The following is a 17,987-nucleotide window of genomic DNA, read 5'->3' on the forward strand; positions in this document are numbered from 1 at the left end:
GGCGGCTTGAGCGGAAACTCACATCGCGTTACCCGGATCGCGTGGTCCCTGCAATCAGCCGAGCCACAAGCGGGCATTGCGGAACATGCGCAGCCAGGGCGAGGCGTCGGGACTGTCCGTGACCAGCCACTGCGGCGCCCACGACATCTGCAGGGTCCGCGCGGTGCGCTCGGGGTGCGGCATCATGATCGTGAAGCGCCCGTCGGCAGTGGTGAAGCCCGTCACACCCTCCGGCGAGCCGTTGGGGTTGGCCGGATAGGTCTGTGCCGGATTGCCGTGGTTGTCCACGTAGCGCAGCGCCAGGAGGGCGCGCTCGCGGTCGGCCTCGCTGTGGAACACCGCCCTGCCCTCGCCATGGCTGACCACGATCGGCATGCGGCTGCCGGCCATGCCCTGGAGCAGGATGGAGGGGCTGTCTGCGACCTCCACCATCACGAAGCGGGCCTCGAACTGTTCACTGCGGTTGCGGTGGAAGGTGGGCCAGGCTTCGGCGCCGGGGATGATCGGCGCGAGGTGGGCCATCATCTGACAGCCGTTGCACACCCCGAGGGCGAAGGTGTCGCTGCGCCCGAAGAAAGCCGCGAACTCGTCGCGCAGGCGGGGGTTGAACAGGATGGACTTGGCCCAGCCCTGCCCGGCGCCGAGCACGTCGCCATAGGAGAAGCCGCCGCAAGCTGCGAGGCCATGGAAGTCGGCCAGGTCGATGCGACCGGCCTGCAGGTCCGACATATGCACGTCGACCGGGGTGAAGCCGGCACGCTCGAAGGCTGCCGCCATCTCGAACTGGGAGTTGACACCCTGCTCGCGCAGCACGACGACCTTGGGACGCGCAGTGCTGGCGATGAAGGGCGCCGCCACGTCCTCCTTGACGTCGAAGGACAGCGCCACCGACAGGCCGGGGTTGCCGGCGTCGGCGAGCGCGTCGAATTCCTGCTGCACCGACTCGGGATCGTCGCGCAGCTTGGCGACGCGATAGCTGGTCTCCGACCACGCCTGCAGCAGCTCGACCCGGCTGGCGGCAAACACGAGTTTGGCGTTGCGGCGGAAGCGGATCTCATCCTTGTCGTTGGGCTCGCCGATGAAGTGGTAAGCGAGCCTGGCCGCGCGCAGCACCTCGGTGATGCGGGAGCGGTCGTCGCGGCGGATCTGGATCACCGCGCCGAGTTCCTCGGCGAAGAGACCGGCGAAGAGGCGGTCGTCGAAACGGCCCTTGAGCGTGTCCGGCTTCTTCTCCAGACCATCGACGTCCATCATGTAGGGGTCGTAGCAGACGGTATCGAGGATCAGCGACAGGCCGCACTTCGCGGCGAAGGCCATCTCGCACACGGTGGCGAAGAGGCCGCCATCGGAGCGGTCGTGATAGGCCAGCAGCAGGCCGTCGCGGCGCAGTCGCTGCACGGTTTCGAAGAACGCTGCGAGCTGGGCGGGATCGACATCCGGCGCATGCTCGCCGACCGACTCGTAAGCCTGGGCGAAGGCCGAGCCGCCGAGGCGGTTCTTGCCGTTGCCGAGGTCGATCAGCAGCAGCTCGGTCTCCACGCCTTCATGCAGCTGCAGTTGCGGCGTGAGCGTGCTGCGGATGTCCTGCACGGGGGCGAAGGCGGTGGCGATCAGCGACAGCGGAGCGACGACCTGCTTGTCCTCTTCGCCATCGCGCCAGGCAGTGCGCATCGACAGCGAGTCCTTGCCGACCGGGATCGACAGGCCGGCGCTGACGCAGAACTCGGACACGGCCTTTACGGTGTCGTAAAGACGCGCGTCCTCGCCGCGGTGGCCGGCGGCAGCCATCCAGTTGGCGGAGAGCTTGACGTCGCCGAGCTTCTCGATGTCGGCGGCGGCGATGTTGGTGATTGCCTCACCGATCGCCATGCGGCCCGATGCCGGCGCATCGACGCAGGCCAGCGGCGTGCGCTCGCCCATCGCGAAGGCTTCTCCGCGGTAGCCCTGGAAGCTCATCGCGGTGACCGCGACGTCGGCCACCGGCACCTGCCAAGGCCCGACGAACTGGTCGCGCGCGGTGAGGCCGCCGACCGAGCGATCGCCGATGGTGATCAGGAAGCTCTTGCTGGCCACCGCGGGCACGCGCAGCACGCGCATCCCAGCCTCCTGGAGATCGAAGCCGGTGGTGTCGAAAGGCGGCAGATGCACCGCGCGCCGCGAGACGTTGCGCGTCATCTTCGGCGGCTTGCCGAGCAGCACCTTCATGTCCATGTCCACCGGCTTGTTGCCGAAGTGGCGATCGGACACGGTGAGGTGGCCATCGGCGGTGGCGGTGCCAAGCACCGCGAAGGGGCAGCGCTCGCGCTCGCAGAAGGCCTGGAACATCGGCAGGCTCTCGGGCGCGATCGCGAGCACGTAGCGCTCCTGCGATTCGTTCGACCAGATCTCGCGCGGACTCATGCCCGGCTCTTCGATGTGCACCTCGCGCAGCTCGAAGTGGGCGCCGAGGCCGGCGTGATCGGCGAGCTCGGGCATCGCGTTCGACAGGCCGCCGGCACCGACGTCGTGGATGGCGATGATCGGATTGTTCTCGCCCTGCTGCCAGCACGCGTCGATGACCTCCTGGCAGCGGCGCTGGATCTCGGGGTTGCCGCGCTGCACCGAGGCGAAGTCGAGGTCGGCGGTGTTGGTGCCGGTCGCCATCGACGAGGCCGCGCCGCCACCCAGGCCGATGAGCATGCCCGGGCCGCCAAGCTGGATCAGCAGCGTGCCCGGCGGGAAGGTGGGTTTCTCGGCCTGCCGAGCCTGGATGCTACCCAAGCCGCCGGCGATCATGATCGGCTTGTGGTAGCCGCGCACCTCACCCTGCACTGCCTGCTCGAAGGTGCGGAAGTAGCCGGCGAGGTTGGGGCGGCCGAACTCGTTGTTGAAGGCGGCGGCGCCGATCGGGCCCTCGATCATGATGTCGAGCGCGGAGGCAATGCGCTCGGGCTTGCCGTAGGGCTTCTCCCAGGGCTGGCCAAAGTCGGGGATGTTGAGGTTGGAAACCGTGAAGCCGGCCAGGCCGGCCTTGGGACGAGAGCCGCGGCCGGTCGCACCCTCGTCGCGGATCTCGCCGCCGGCGCCGGTGGCCGCGCCCGGGAAGGGCGAGATCGCGGTCGGGTGGTTGTGGGTCTCGACCTTCGCGAGGATGTGGGTGTCCTCGTCGTGGTAGCGGAACGCGCCGTCCGAGTCCGGGTACAGGCGGGCGATGCGCGCGCCCTCGATCACCGAGGCGTTGTCCGAGTAGGCCACCACCGTGCCCTCGGGGTGGGCCTTGTGCGTGTCCTTGATCATGCCGAACAGCGACTTCTCCATCGGCCGCGCGTCGATCACCCAGTCGGCGTTGAAGATCTTGTGCCGGCAGTGCTCGGAGTTGGCCTGGGCGAACATCATCAGCTCGACGTCGGTGGGGTTGCGCCCCATGCGGCTGAAGTTCTCCACCAGGTAGTCGATCTCGTCTTCGGACAGCGCGAGGCCGAGCTCGCCGTTGGCACGCTCGAGCGCGGCGCGACCACCGGCGAGGATGTCCACGGTCGTGAGCGGCTGCGGCTGGTAGTGGTGGAAGAGCGCCTCGGCCGCCTGCATGCTGTCGAGCACCGACTCGGTCATGCGGTCGTGCAGCAACGCCGCCAGCGCGGTGTTGCCGTCCACCCCGCGCGCGTCGATCGAATAGGCGATGCCGCGCTCGATGCGCACGATCTTATCGAAACCGCACTGGTGCGCGATGTCGGTGGCCTTGGACGACCACGGCGAGATCGTGCCCAGGCGCGGCACCACCAGGCGCAGCGTGCCGGTGGGGGCTGCCGTGCTTGCCGGCCCGGCGTCGAGCAGATCCACCAGACGCGCACGCTCCGCCTCGTCCAGCGCAGCCGAGACCTCGACGAAGTACCAGTGCTCCGCGGCCAGTCCGGCCAGCTTGGGCAACACCTCGCCGACGGCGCGGGAAAGACGTTCCAGACGAGAGGAGGACAGCGCCGGGGCGCCACGCAGCTTGAGGATCGAAGTCATGTTCTCGAGAACCGGGTCGGATACGGGCAGTGCGGAACAGGCGCCAGTACAGGCCACCGTGATCCCCGATGGGGTGTCCGCGGGCAGGCCCGCATTATAACCGAGCCCCTTCGGCCGCCCCGGTCGTTGTAGACTCCGCGGCTCGATGGTCAAGAGGCCCGAAATGCCCGAAATCAACTACCTGTGGACGCCCCCGGCGCCCGTGTCCCTGCCCGTCCGCGGTACCGGCGCCCGCTTCCCGGTCAATCGCCTGTTCTTCGTCGGCCGCAACTACCAGGCCCACGCGATCGAGATGGGCAGCTCGGTCGACAAGGCCAGCATGCGCCCGGTGTACTTCACCAAGTCCTCCGCCAACCTCGCCCTCTCGGGCGGTACGGCGCCTTACCCACCCGAAACCCGCGACTACCATCACGAGATGGAACTCGTGGTTGCAATCGGCGAGCCCGGTTTCCGCGTCAGCGAATCCTCCGCCCGGCGCATGATCTACGGCTATGCCTGCGGCCTCGACATGACCCGGCGCGACCTGCAGGCCACGGCCAAGGCCAGGGGCAATCCCTGGGATCTCGCCAAGAACGTGGAGAGTGGGGCCGTGTGCGGCGAAATCCAGCCCGCCGCCGGCCAGGTCCTGCGCAACGGGGAGATCGTGCTAAGGGTCAATGGTGAAGTCCGCCAGCGTGCCGATCTATCCGACATGATCTGGAGCATCCCGGAGATCATCGCCGATCTGTCGTCCTACTACCACCTGCAGCCTGGCGATCTGATCTACACCGGCACACCGGAAGGCGTCGGCGCCGTCCGACCGGGAGATCGCCTGGAAGGCTCGGTGCAAGGGGCAGGCAAAATAGAGTTCGAGATCGGCCAGGCCGAATAAGCCAAGGAGGAAGTCCGCCGTCACCTCGGCGTAGTCGTCATGCCGTCACGGCCGCATTCTTGCCTTGCGGCGGTCCTGCACCGTAACGTTTGCAGGCCGGCTTCGTTCGCAGCCCGGGTCGGCGCCCGGCGCTGGCGTCGCGGGCTGCCGTTGCGTTCTGCGTAGACGGCACGACGCCCCAGGCACGGATGTGTGCGTGGGGCGTTGTGTTGGTGTGGTTAGTCTGACGATGACCTACTTTCACGAGGGCGGACCTCACTATCATCGGCGCATGTGCGTTTCACGGTCCTGTTCGGGAAGGGAAGGGGTGGTTCCACACAGCTATGGTCGTCAGACTTTGACTTGTTGCCTGCGTGGTTTGCAGGCCAAAGTTAGGAAGAAGTGTTGTGTGATTGTCTGGTTGCGTTGTTTTGGCAACCAGGGGGTTGAGTTCGTTTTGTTTTGAAGGTTATAGGATCAAGCCACACGGGCAATTAGTACCGGTTAGCTGAACGTGTTGCCACGCTTACACACCCGGCCTATCAACGTTGTGGTCTTCAACGACCCTTCAGGGGGCTCGAGGCCCCGGGGAAGTCTCATCTTGAGGCGAGTTTCCCGCTTAGATGCTTTCAGCGGTTATCTCTTCCGCACATAGCTACCCGGCGATGCGACTGGCGTCACAACCGGTACACCAGGGGTGCGTCCACTCCGGTCCTCTCGTACTAGGAGCAGGCCCTCTCAAACTTCCAGCGCCCACGGCAGATAGGGACCAAACTGTCTCACGACGTTTTAAACCCAGCTCACGTACCACTTTAAATGGCGAACAGCCATACCCTTGGGACCGGCTACAGCCCCAGGATGTGATGAGCCGACATCGAGGTGCCAAACTCCGCCGTCGATGTGAACTCTTGGGCGGAATCAGCCTGTTATCCCCAGAGTACCTTTTATCCGTTGAGCGATGGCCCTTCCATACAGAACCACCGGATCACTATGACCTGCTTTCGCACCTGCTCGACTTGTGGGTCTCGCAGTCAAGCCACCTTTTGCCATTGCACTATCAGTACGATGTCCGACCGTACCTAGGTGACCTTCGTACTCCTCCGTTACCTTTTGGGAGGAGACCGCCCCAGTCAAACTGCCCACCATGCACGGTCCCCGACCTGGATTCACAGGCCTGGGTTAGAACCTCGACGACACCAGGGTGGTATTTCAAGGTTGGCTCCACCGGAACTGGCGTCCCGGTTTCAAAGCCTCCCACCTATCCTACACAAGTCCCGTCAAAGTCCAATGCAAAGCTACAGTAAAGGTTCATGGGGTCTTTCCGTCTAGCCGCGGGGAGATTGCATCTTCACAAACATTTCAACTTCGCTGAGTCTCAGGAGGAGACAGTGTGGCCATCGTTACGCCATTCGTGCAGGTCGGAACTTACCCGACAAGGAATTTCGCTACCTTAGGACCGTTATAGTTACGGCCGCCGTTTACCGGGGCTTCGATCAAGAGCTTGCACCCCATCACTTAACCTTCCGGCACCGGGCAGGCGTCACACCCTATACGTCCACTTTCGTGTTTGCAGAGTGCTGTGTTTTTAATAAACAGTCGCAGCCACCGATTCTCTGCGACCCCGTTCCGCTCCGGCCGCGAGGGCCTTCACGTACCAGGGGCATACCTTCTCCCGAAGTTACGGTATCAATTTGCCGAGTTCCTTCTCCTGAGTTCTCTCAAGCGCCTTGGTATTCTCTACCAGCCCACCTGTGTCGGTTTGCGGTACGGTCACTCTTAGACTGAAGCTTAGAGGCTTTTCCTGGAAGCTGGGTATCACTCGCTTCGGATCCGAGGATCCTCGTCATCACGCCTCATCTAAGCCACGCGGATTTGCCTACGCGGCACGACTACACGCTTAAACCACCTATTCCAACAGATGGCCGAGCTAACCTTCTCCGTCCCCCCATCGCATCTAAGAGCGGTACAGGAATATTGACCTGTTTCCCATCGACTACGCATTTCTGCCTCGCCTTAGGGGCCGACTCACCCTGCGCCGATGAACGTTGCGCAGGAAACCTTGGGCTTACGGCGAGGGTGCTTTTCACACCCTTTATCGCTACTCATGTCAGCATTCGCACTTCCGATACCTCCAGCATCCCTTACGAGACACCTTCGCAGGCTTACGGAACGCTCCCCTACCACGTGTCAAAGACACATCCGCAGCTTCGGTTCATGGCTTGAGCCCCGTTACATCTTCCGCGCAGGACGACTCGACTAGTGAGCTATTACGCTTTCTTTAAAGGATGGCTGCTTCTAAGCCAACCTCCTAGCTGTCTATGCCTTCCCACCTCGTTTGCCACTTAGCCATGCATTTGGGACCTTAGCTGGCGGTCTGGGTTGTTTCCCTCTTGACACCGGACGTTAGCACCCGATGTCTGTCTGCCGTATATCACTTTGCGGTATTCGGAGTTTGCTATCGCGGGGTAGATCGCAATGACCCCCCCAACGATTACAGTGCTCTACCCCCGCAAGTGTCCGTACGACGCACTACCTAAATAGTTTTCGGGGAGAACCAGCTATTTCCGGATTTGTTTAGCCTTTCACCCCTATCCACAGCTCATCCCCTAACTTTTCAACGTTAGTGGGTTCGGACCTCCAGTACCTGTTACGGCACCTTCATCCTGGCCATGGATAGATCATCCGGTTTCGGGTCTACGCCCAGCTACTCTGACGCCCTTATCAGACTCGCTTTCGCTACGCCTCCCCTATTCGGTTAAGCTCGCAACTGAACGTAAGTCGCTGACCCATTATACAAAAGGTACGCAGTCACCCCTTTCGAGGCTCCCACTGTTTGTATGCATGCGGTTTCAGGATCTATTTCACTCCCCTCCCGGGGTTCTTTTCGCCTTTCCCTCACGGTACTGGTTCACTATCGGTCGATCACGAGTATTTAGCCTTGGAGGATGGTCCCCCCATCTTCAGACAGGATTTCTCGTGTCCCGCCCTACTTGTCGCACGCTCAGACCCGCCACCGGCTTTTCGCATACGGGACTATCACCCTGTATCGTCGGACTTTCCAGACCGTTTTGCTAAGCTGATGGTTTAGTCGTGCAGGCTCTTCCGTGTTCGCTCGCCACTACTTACGGAATCTCGGTTGATTTCTTTTCCTCGAGCTACTTAGATGTTTCAGTTCGCTCGGTTCGCCTCTACACACCTATGTATTCAGTGTGAGATGACCCTTGCGGGCCGGGTTTCCCCATTCGGACATCGTGGGATCAATGCTCTATTGCCAGCTCCCCCACGCTTTTCGCAGGCTTACACGTCCTTCATCGCCTGTGATCGCCAAGGCATCCACCACATGCACTTAGTCGCTTGATCCTATAACCTTGGACCCTCTTCGATGTTGCCATCCCGAAGGCCCGCGTACAGGAACGAACTCGTTTGTGCGATCCAGCCTGCGCTGACAAGCTCAGCCTGGATCGATGCAATCACACAACTTGCAGTACGCACCGGCTCGGTACGTACTACACTTCTTCCACTTTGTTAAAGAGCAAACCTCTACGCGCGACAGCCGAAGCTGCCGACCAAGAAGTAAGAGATGACGACGCCACGATCTTCGAGCGCCATCGACATCTCTTACTTCTCGAACCTGTTGCTTGGACAGTCCTGGTGGAGCTGGTCGGGATCGAACCGACGACCTACGGCTTGCAAAGCCGCCGCTCTCCCAGCTGAGCTACAGCCCCCCTGTCTCGAGCAACCCTTGATTGGTGGGTCTGGTTGGGTTCGAACCAACGACCCCCGCCTTATCAAGACGGTGCTCTAACCAGCTGAGCTACAGACCCTCATCCGAGGCTCTTCTCGCCTGAACAACCGATAAGTTGTGGATACTTGGCCATCATGGCCTGATCTCTTGAAAGGAGGTGATCCAGCCGCACCTTCCGATACGGCTACCTTGTTACGACTTCACCCCAGTCATGAATCTCACCGTGGTAAGCGCCCTCCCGAAGGTTAAGCTACCTACTTCTGGTGAAACCCACTCCCATGGTGTGACGGGCGGTGTGTACAAGACCCGGGAACGTATTCACCGCAGCATGCTGATCTGCGATTACTAGCGATTCCGACTTCACGTAGTCGAGTTGCAGACTACGATCCGGACTACGATCGGCTTTAAGGGATTGGCTCCACCTCGCGGCTTGGCAACCCTCTGTACCGACCATTGTATGACGTGTGAAGCCCTACCCATAAGGGCCATGAGGACTTGACGTCATCCCCACCTTCCTCCGGTTTGTCACCGGCAGTCTCACTAGAGTGCCCAACCAAATGATGGCAACTAGTGACAAGGGTTGCGCTCGTTGCGGGACTTAACCCAACATCTCACGACACGAGCTGACGACAGCCATGCAGCACCTGTGTTCTGGCTCCCGAAGGCACCCTCGCCTCTCAGCAAGGTTCCAGACATGTCAAGGGTAGGTAAGGTTTTTCGCGTTGCATCGAATTAATCCACATCATCCACCGCTTGTGCGGGTCCCCGTCAATTCCTTTGAGTTTTAACCTTGCGGCCGTACTCCCCAGGCGGTCGACTTCACGCGTTAGCTGCGTCACTCAGTGCATTGCTGCTCCGAACGACTAGTCGACATCGTTTAGGGCGTGGACTACCAGGGTATCTAATCCTGTTTGCTCCCCACGCTTTCGTGCATGAGCGTCAGTACAGGCCCAGGGGGCTGCCTTCGCCATCGGTGTTCCTCCTGATCTCTACGCATTTCACTGCTACACCAGGAATTCCACCCCCCTCTGCCGTACTCTAGCCTTGCAGTCACAAACGCAGTTCCCAGGTTAAGCCCGGGGATTTCACATCTGTCTTACAAAACCGCCTGCGCACGCTTTACGCCCAGTAATTCCGATTAACGCTCGCACCCTACGTATTACCGCGGCTGCTGGCACGTAGTTAGCCGGTGCTTCTTAGTCCGGTACCGTCATCCATGGCCTATGTTAGAGACCACGATTTCTTCCCGGCCGAAAGAGCTTTACAACCCGAAGGCCTTCTTCACTCACGCGGCATGGCTGGATCAGGCTTGCGCCCATTGTCCAAAATTCCCCACTGCTGCCTCCCGTAGGAGTCTGGGCCGTGTCTCAGTCCCAGTGTGGCGGATCATCCTCTCAGACCCGCTACGGATCGTCGCCTAGGTGAGCCTTTACCTCACCTACTAGCTAATCCGACATCGGCCGCTCCAATCGCGCGAGATTCCGAAGAATCCCCCGCTTTCCCCCTCAGGGCGTATGCGGTATTAGCGTAGCTTTCGCTACGTTATCCCCCACGACATGGGCACGTTCCGATGCATTACTCACCCGTTCGCCACTCGCCGGCAGGCCGAAGCCCCCGCTGCCGTTCGACTTGCATGTGTAAAGCATGCCGCCAGCGTTCAATCTGAGCCAGGATCAAACTCTTAAGTTCAATCCAGCAAAGTACTCAAAATACTGACTTACATCAGCATGAGCACCAATCATTGTGATACCTATGCGACCAAAGTCGCCGACCACAACAACCAAGCACCCACACTTATCGGTTGTCCAAGTTTTTAAAGAATCGCTGCGCTGCCGCAGCGAAGAAGCGAGATTATGTAGAACCTACATCACCCTGTCAAGCATCTCGCGAATCTTTTTTGCGCCGCCCCGCCAAAAACACGGAACAACAAGACCCGCAACACCCGACTGCCTCTCCCTTCCCGCCCCGCTGCGCCTGCACTCAAGCACCGCTGCGCTGGAAGAGGTGCGCATTATAGACAACCAAATCCTGACGTCAAGAAAAAAACAACAAAAAACCTCTCCGACCAATCCAGGAGCACCCGCACCAGCACACCAGCCGCAAGCACCACGCCGCGCAAAACCACAGGCCATCCACGCCAAGCACACTCGACCTGCGTCGCCCTCGCACGACGCCAACCAAAGAAATCCCCGCCCCCCCTTGCATCCGACAACCGCGAACGGCCGATCGGATCGGCACCGCGCTCCAATGGCAATTGCGCTCCGATGCGCCACTTGCGTCGTACCTGCATCGCGAGAGTTGCTTTGCAGCCCCCGGAGGTCGATGCCAGGCGCTCTAAGCTTCGCGACGATGGCGCGCGCGGACGCATCCGTCGCGGTTGCGGCACCGTGGGGCAAGTGATATCGTCCGCGCGACACGCGGGAGAGAACTCCTCGATGGAGTCGCCGAAGGCGCAACCCCCGGAACCGCTCAGGCAAAAGGACCGCGTGCGCAGCAAAAGTCTGGAGAGCGGTACGGGCGCAAGGCGCCGGCGTATCCACCGAAGGGGCACACCGTCGTCAGCCGTAACATCGCATACATATATGTCTGCAGATGCCACGCGATCACGGGAAAATCTCTCAGGTAAAAGGACAGATGGGGCGTGCTCGGTGACAAACCGTACCCGCCCCTTTCTCGTTCACCCTGACGGAGCGCCTTCGCGATGACTATCGCTGCCAAACAGACCCCCCTCCACGCCGCCCACGTCGCCGCCGGCGCACGCATGGTCGACTTCGCCGGCTGGGACATGCCGGTGAACTACGGTTCGCAGATCGAGGAGCATCACGCCGTGCGCCGCGACGCCGGCATGTTCGACGTCTCGCACATGCTCGCCCTCGACCTCGCCGGCCCCGACGCAACCACCTGGCTGCGCGGTCTGCTCGCCAACGACGTCGCCAAGCTCAAGGATAACGGCAAGGCGCTCTACTCCTGCATGCTCAACGAGCGCGGCGGCGTGATCGACGACCTGATCGTCTACCGCTTCAGCGATGCCGACTACCGCATCGTCGTAAACGCCGGCACCGCCGACAAGGACGTCGCCTGGATGCGCCAGCGCATCGCCGCGACCGGTGCCAACGTGACCCTGCAGGCGCGCCGCGACCTGGCGATGATTGCCGTCCAGGGTCCGCGCGCGATCGAGCGCGCCACCTTGGCCCTGCCGGAGCTCTCCACCGCCAACGGCGTGCCCGCCCCCTTCTTTGGCGCTCGCGTGGGCGACCTGCTGATCGCACGTACCGGCTACACCGGCGAGGACGGACTGGAGATCGCCGTCCCCGCGAGCCGCGCCGAGGCGATGTGGAATGCGCTCGCCGCCGCCGGCGTGCGTCCCTGCGGCCTGGGCGCGCGCGACACCCTACGCCTGGAAGCCGGCATGAACCTCTACGGCCAGGACATGGACGACCATGTTTCCCCCCTGAACGCCGGCCTGTCGTGGACGGTGGACATGAAGGACGAGGCGCGCGACTTCCTCGGTCGCGCCGCGCTGCAGGCCAACCCTGCCAGCCAGCGCCTGCTTGGCCTCATCCTCGAGGACAAGGGCGTGCTGCGCTCGCACATGAAGGTCTTCACCTCCGGCGGCGAAGGCGAGACCACCAGCGGAAGCTTCTCGCCCACGCTGGAAAAGTCGATCGCCTTCGCACGCGTCCCGCTCGCGACGCAGCCGGGCGAAGCCGTCGAGGTGGACATTCGCGGCAAGCGCCTGAAGGCACGCACCGTCAAGCTGCCCTTCGTACGTAACGGCAAGGCCCTCGTCTGACCCGATGTCCGAGGGCGGCCATCGAGCCGCCCTTCATGTCGCAGCCGCACATCACCGACGAGCCGGACGCAACACTGCATTTCTTCACCCGCACACCCCATCTTCCCGACCGGAGAGCACCATGAGCAACGTTCCCAGCACCCTCAAGTACACCAAGTCCCACGAATGGATCCGCGTCGAGGACGACGGCACCCTGACCATCGGCGTCACCGACCACGCCCAGGAGGCCCTCGGCGACATCGTCTTCCTCGAACTGCCGGAAGCCGGCCGCGCGCTGTCCGCCGGCGAAGCCTGCGCGGTGATCGAATCGGTCAAGGCTGCCTCCGACATCTACGCCCCCGTGGCAGGTGAAGTGATCGCCAACAATCAGGACGCGATCGACGCCCCCGAGAGCGTCAACGCCGACGCGTACTCCGCCTGGCTGTTCAAGCTCGCGCCGGCCAACGCCGCCGACGTCGCCGCGCTGATGGACGCCGCAGCCTACGAAGCGGAAATCGCCCAGGCCTGACCATGACCGACACCCTGCTCTCCGCCCCGCTCGCCCGCCTCGAGCAGCGCGACGCCTTCGTCCACCGCCACCTCGGCCCCGATGCGGGCGAGATCGGGCGCATGTGCGCGAGCATCGGCGTCGCCGACGTCGACGCCCTGATCGCGCAGACCGTGCCTGCCGGCATCCGCCTCGCGTCGCCGCTGCCGCTCGCCGGCGCGATGCCCGAGCACGAGGCGCTTGCCCGCCTGAAGGCCATCGCCGGCCACAACGTGGTGAAGAAGTCCCTGATCGGTCAGGGCTACTACGGCACCCACGTCCCCGCGGTCGTGCTGCGCAACGTGCTCGAGAACCCGGGCTGGTACACCGCCTACACGCCCTACCAGGCCGAGATCTCCCAAGGCCGCCTCGAAGCCCTGCTGAACTACCAGCAGATGGTGATCGACCTCACCGGCCTGGAGCTCGCCAACGCCTCGCTGCTCGACGAGGCCACCGCCGCCGCCGAGGCGATGACGATGGCCCGGCGCGTATCGAAGTCGAAGTCGAACGTGTTCTTCATCGACGAGGCCTGCTTCGCGCAGACCATCGACGTGGTGCGCACCCGTGCGCACTACTTCGGCTACGAGCTGGTCTACGGCAAGGCTGCCGAGGCTGGCAGCCACGACTGCTTCGGCGCGCTGCTGCAGTACCCGAACGCACGCGGCGAGGTCGTCGACCTCACGGCCCCGATCGCAGAACTCAAGGCCAAGGGCGCCGTGGTCGCGGTCGCCAGCGATCTGATGGCCCTGGTGCTGCTCAAGAGCCCCGGCGCCATGGGCGCCGACATCGCGCTCGGTTCGGCGCAGCGCTTCGGCGTGCCGATGGGCTTCGGCGGCCCGCATGCCGCCTTCTTCGCGACCCGCGAAAGCTACGTGCGCTCAATGCCCGGCCGTATCATCGGCGTCTCCAAGGACGCGCGTGGCAAGACCGCGCTGCGCATGACGCTGCAGACCCGTGAGCAGCACATCCGCCGCGAAAAGGCGAACTCCAACATCTGCACCTCGCAGGTGCTGCTGGCCAACCTCTCCGGCTTCTACGCCGTCTATCACGGCCCGCAGGGCCTGCGCACCATCGCCGCGCGCATCCACCGCCTCGCCGCGGTGCTCGCCGCCGGCCTGCGCGAGGCCGGCTTCGGCCTGCACGACCGTGCCTTCTTCGACACCGTCGAGGTCGAGGTTGGCGCGCGCGCGCCCACCATCCTGCGCGCGGCCGAGGAAGCCGGCTTCAACCTGCGCAGCGTCTCCGGCACCACGCTCGGTCTGTCGGTGGATGAGACCACCACCCGCGAGGACATCGCCACGATCCTCGGCTGCTTCGGCGCCTCCACCGACGTCAGCGCGATCGACGCCCGCGTCGCGGCCGCAGGCGGCGCCCTGCCGGCGGAACTGCTGCGCAGCGACGCCGTGCTCGCGCACCCGGTGTTCAACACGCACCACACCGAGCACGAGATGCTGCGCTACCTCAAGAAGCTGCAGAACCGCGACCTCGCGCTCGACCACTCGATGATCTCGCTCGGCTCGTGCACGATGAAGCTGAACGCCACCAGCGAGATGATCCCGATCACCTGGCCGGAGTTCGCCAACCTGCACCCGTTCGCGCCGCGCGAGCAGGCCGCCGGCTACCTCGAGATGATCGAGGGCCTGGCCGACTACCTGCGCGCGGTCACCGGCTTCCCGGCGATCAGCATGCAGCCGAACTCGGGTGCGCAGGGCGAGTACGCCGGCCTGGTGGCGATCGCGCGCTACCACGCCAGCCGCGGCGAGGCCAACCGCAAGATCTGCCTGATCCCGAAGTCCGCCCACGGCACCAACCCGGCGACCGCTCAGATGTGCGGCATGCAGGTGGTGGTGGTCGAGTGCGACGACAACGGCAACGTCGACGTCGCCGACCTCAAGGCCAAGGCGGAGAAGCACGCCGCCGACCTGGCCGCACTGATGATCACCTACCCGTCCACCCACGGCGTGTTCGAGGAGTCGATCCGCGAGATCTGCACCATCGTCCACCAGTACGGAGGTCAGGTGTACATGGACGGCGCCAACCTCAACGCGCAGGTTGGCCTGACCTCGCCGGCGACGATCGGCGCCGACGTGTCGCACATGAACCTGCACAAGACCTTCTGCATCCCGCACGGCGGCGGCGGTCCGGGCATGGGGCCGATCGGCCTGGCGGCGCACCTCGCGCCCTTCATGGCCGACCACGTGATCCAGCCCACCGGCGGCGCCGGCCGGCCCAACCTGGGCCAGGGCGCAGTCTCGGCCGCGCCCTTCGGCTCAGCGAGCATCCTGCCGATCTCGTGGATGTACATCACGATGATGGGCGGCGAAGGCCTCAAGCAGGCGACCGAGGTGGCGATCCTCAACGCCAACTACCTGGCCGCACGCCTGAAGGATCACTACCCGGTGCTCTACACCGGCAGCAAGGGCCGGGTCGCGCACGAGTGCATCCTCGACATCCGTCCGATCAAGGCGACCACCGGCATCTCCGAGGTCGACATCGCCAAGCGCCTGATGGACTACGGCTTCCACGCGCCGACCATGTCGTTCCCGGTGGCAGGCACGATCATGGTCGAGCCGACCGAGTCGGAAGACCTCGGCGAGCTCGAGCGCTTCGTCGCCGCGATGATCGCGATCCGCGACGAGATCCGCCAGATCGAAGCCGGCAACTGGCCGGCCGAGGACAACCCGCTCAAGCACGCGCCGCACACCCAGGCCGACTTCCTCGGCGACTGGAAGCGGCCCTACTCGCGCGAGCAGGCGGTGTTCCCGTTGCCCTGGGTGGCCGAGAACAAGTTCTGGCCCAGCGTCAATCGCATCGACGACGTCTATGGCGACCGCAACCTGTTCTGCGCCTGCGTGCCGATGAGCGACTACGCCGAGTGAGCGCCGCCCGCAGCGGCGAACCACGCCCCGAGCGCTGGTAGAATCCGCCAGCCTCGGCAGCAGGAGCCACGCCCGCGGGTGTGGCTCTTTTTTTGCCGCCAGCCCTCCCCACCACCTACCCCCCCGAACCTGGAAGGAACCGGACACGGTGATCTTCGCTCCGCGCACCAACCGCAGCCAGCTCTGGCTCGCCCTGCTCATCGCCAGCACCACCATGCTCCTGCTGCTCGCCGCCATGCTGTGGCTGCAGACGCGCCCGGTGCGCATGCACGACCTGCACCTCGCCGAGGGCGAGAAGCTGCGCTGCGTGTCCTACGCCCCCTATCATCGCCCGGGGCAGACCCCGCTCCTCGAAGACACCCGCATCGAGCGCGAGCAGATCGCCGCCGACCTCGCCGCGCTGGCGAAGATCACCGACTGCGTGCGCCTGTACTCGATCGACCAGGGCCTCGAGCACGTCCCCGAGCTCGCCCGTCCGCTCGGTCTGAAAGTGCTGCTCGGCGCCTGGATCGGCTACGAGAAGACGAAGAACGCCCGCGAACTCGAGCGCGCGATCGCGCTCGCCAACGCCAACGCCGACGTCGTGCGTGCGCTCATCGTCGGCAACGAGGTCCTGCTGCGCCGCGAGCGCACCGAGGACGAGATGCGCGAACTCATCCGTCACGCCAAGGCGCATGCGAAGGTGCCGGTCACCTACGCCGACGTGTGGGAGTTCTGGACCCGCCACGACAGTCTCGCCAACGAGGTCGACTTCGTCACCGTGCACATCCTGCCCTTCTGGGAGGACGAACCGGTCGACATCGAGCTCGCGCTCCAGCACGTGGCCGAAACGCGGCGCCACGTCGGTGAGCACTTCGCCGGCAAGAAGATCCTCATCGGCGAGACCGGCTGGCCGAGCGCGGGCCGCCAGCGCGAGGAATCGAAGCCCTCCCGGGTCAACCAGGCGCGCTACATCCGCGAGTTCGTCCATCGCGCGCATGCCGAAGGCTGGGACTACAACCTCATCGAGGCCATCGACCAGCCCTGGAAGCGCCGCCTCGAAGGCACGGTGGGCGGCTTCTGGGGCATGCTCGACGCCGACAGCCTGGAGCCCAAGTTCCCGCTCGCCGGTGCGGTGGCCGAGCGCGAAGGCGTGGCCGGTCCGGTCGGCGGCGCTGCGGTCGGCGGCGTGCTCGCCTTCCTGCTCGCGACCACCGGCCGACGCACGCGCTGCCTGCGCGCAAGCGCGATCGCCGCCGCAGGCACACTCGCCGGGATGATCACGGTGCTGCACTGGGAACACGCCCACCTGGCCTACCGCGATGCGCTGGAGTGGAGCCTGCTCGGCGGTGTCGCCGCGCTCGGCGCCCTGCTGCCGCTCACGCTCGCGCGCTGGCATGGCGAGCCCGTGCCCGCCACCGGCCGCGCCGCGCGCATCCTGCGGCATGGCGAGCGCCTGCGCGCCAAGGCCGGCGCGCTCGGCCTGCTGCGCGGCCTGCTGCTCTTCGCAGCCGCGGTGGCCGCGCTGCTGCTGTGGGTCGATCCGCGCTACCGCGACTTCCCCACCCTGCTCTACCTGGTGCCGGCGGTGGTGCTCGGTGTCGTCGGCTGGTGGCGCGCCGACACCACGCGCAGCGAGATCACCCTCGCGCTGGTCATCCTCATCGGCGTGGTCGCGCGCTGGTCAAGCGAGCCGGCCAACCCCCAGGCGGTCGCCTGGCTGCTCACCGGGCTCGCGCTGGCCCTGCCCGTGCTGCTGGTGCGCTCGCACCAGCACGAGCAGCGCGAGTAGGGCGCCGACCGCGGCCGGGTCGTAGCTGTACAGCACCAGGCCGGCCACTCCACACAGCCAGCCCGCCCAGGCCAGGCCGCGACTGGCACGCACAAAGGCGAGCACGCCCGCGACGAGGCTCACCCAGCCGATGCGCTGGTCGAGGAAGCTGTGCACGAAGGCCTGCTTGAACAGGCAGGCCAGCGCGGGCGCATCGGCGGCCGTGCAGTCGCGCGGCAGCACCCCGGCCTCGAGCACGCCGTGGCGCAACCAGAGCGCGAGTGCGGCGAGCGCGAGTCCGGCGAGGAGCGGACGGGCGACGCCATATTTGAGCAAATTAGTTGGCATTGGGATACGCTTTCCCTTCAAAATCAGCACACGCCGACAAGACGTGCAAAGTGTTGCAAATTGCCACCCCGAGCGGCTCGTAAGGGGCTGAAATGGCGAATAAAAT

At 64.3% G+C, this 17,987-nt stretch carries 7 protein-coding genes, 2 tRNA genes, 3 rRNA genes and 1 riboswitch; of the genes, 5 read left to right on the forward strand and 7 right to left on the reverse strand.

The annotated features are described in order from the left end of the window. Positions 1–54: 54 nt before the first annotated feature. Entirely contained in the window at positions 55–3,990 is a 3,936-nt protein-coding gene (gene purL / locus ACZ5PP_RS07625; protein ID WP_012585865.1) for a phosphoribosylformylglycinamidine synthase, read from the reverse strand. 163 nt (positions 3,991–4,153) lie between these two features. Between purL and ACZ5PP_RS07630 the strand changes: the two genes are divergently transcribed. Beyond that, entirely contained in the window at positions 4,154–4,861 is a 708-nt protein-coding gene (locus ACZ5PP_RS07630) for a fumarylacetoacetate hydrolase family protein (RefSeq protein ID WP_464826935.1), read from the forward strand. Between the two features lie 221 nt (positions 4,862–5,082). On the opposite strand, the gene rrf is transcribed toward ACZ5PP_RS07630, so the two are convergent. The 5 genes from rrf to ACZ5PP_RS07655 all read right to left on the reverse strand — a co-directional run bounded on the left by rrf (position 5,083) and on the right by ACZ5PP_RS07655 (position 10,274). After that, positions 5,083–5,196 (reverse strand): 5S ribosomal RNA (gene rrf / locus ACZ5PP_RS07635). A 117-nt stretch (positions 5,197–5,313) separates the two neighbouring features. Continuing rightward, positions 5,314–8,200: ribosomal RNA gene (locus tag ACZ5PP_RS07640) — 23S ribosomal RNA — on the reverse strand. A 289-nt stretch (positions 8,201–8,489) separates the two neighbouring features. Beyond that, positions 8,490–8,565, reverse strand: a tRNA-Ala gene (locus ACZ5PP_RS07645). 22 nt (positions 8,566–8,587) lie between these two features. Beyond that, positions 8,588–8,664: transfer RNA gene (locus ACZ5PP_RS07650), tRNA-Ile, on the reverse strand. 71 nt (positions 8,665–8,735) lie between these two features. Next, positions 8,736–10,274 (reverse strand): 16S ribosomal RNA (locus ACZ5PP_RS07655). The 16S, 23S and 5S rRNA genes sit together here with 2 tRNA genes alongside, the layout of an rRNA operon. Before the next feature lie 719 nt (positions 10,275–10,993). Next, a riboswitch (glycine riboswitch) is annotated at positions 10,994–11,080 on the forward strand. Positions 11,081–11,286: 206 nt separating this feature from the next. Between ACZ5PP_RS07655 and gcvT the strand changes: the two genes are divergently transcribed. The 4 genes from gcvT (at position 11,287) to ACZ5PP_RS07675 (ending at position 17,554) form a co-directional block, all read left to right on the forward strand. Continuing rightward, complete coding sequence (gene gcvT, locus ACZ5PP_RS07660) at positions 11,287–12,378, forward strand: glycine cleavage system aminomethyltransferase GcvT (RefSeq protein WP_004312585.1); 1,092 nt, start codon at positions 11,287–11,289, stop codon at positions 12,376–12,378. Positions 12,379–12,499: 121 nt separating this feature from the next. Further along, the gene (gene gcvH / locus ACZ5PP_RS07665) at positions 12,500–12,886 is read left to right on the forward strand and encodes a glycine cleavage system protein GcvH (protein WP_004312587.1); all 387 of its coding nucleotides are present in this window, start codon (positions 12,500–12,502) and stop codon (positions 12,884–12,886) included. A gap of 2 nt (positions 12,887–12,888) precedes the next feature. After that, entirely contained in the window at positions 12,889–15,783 is a 2,895-nt protein-coding gene (gene gcvP / locus ACZ5PP_RS07670; RefSeq protein ID WP_464826936.1) for an aminomethyl-transferring glycine dehydrogenase, read from the forward strand. 148 nt (positions 15,784–15,931) lie between these two features. Next, on the forward strand, positions 15,932–17,554 hold the full coding sequence (locus ACZ5PP_RS07675; protein WP_464826937.1) for a glycoside hydrolase family 17 protein: 1,623 nt from the start codon (positions 15,932–15,934) through the stop codon (positions 17,552–17,554). Here the strand turns inward: ACZ5PP_RS07675 and ACZ5PP_RS07680 are convergent. Next, a complete protein-coding gene (locus ACZ5PP_RS07680; protein ID WP_138861269.1) occupies positions 17,447–17,881 on the reverse strand; it encodes a hypothetical protein in 435 nt (144 codons plus the stop codon). The two genes, ACZ5PP_RS07675 and ACZ5PP_RS07680, sit on opposite strands and share 108 nt — an antisense overlap. Positions 17,882–17,987 lie beyond the last annotated feature (106 nt).

This window comes from Thauera sp. DNT-1 (assembly GCF_055393985.1).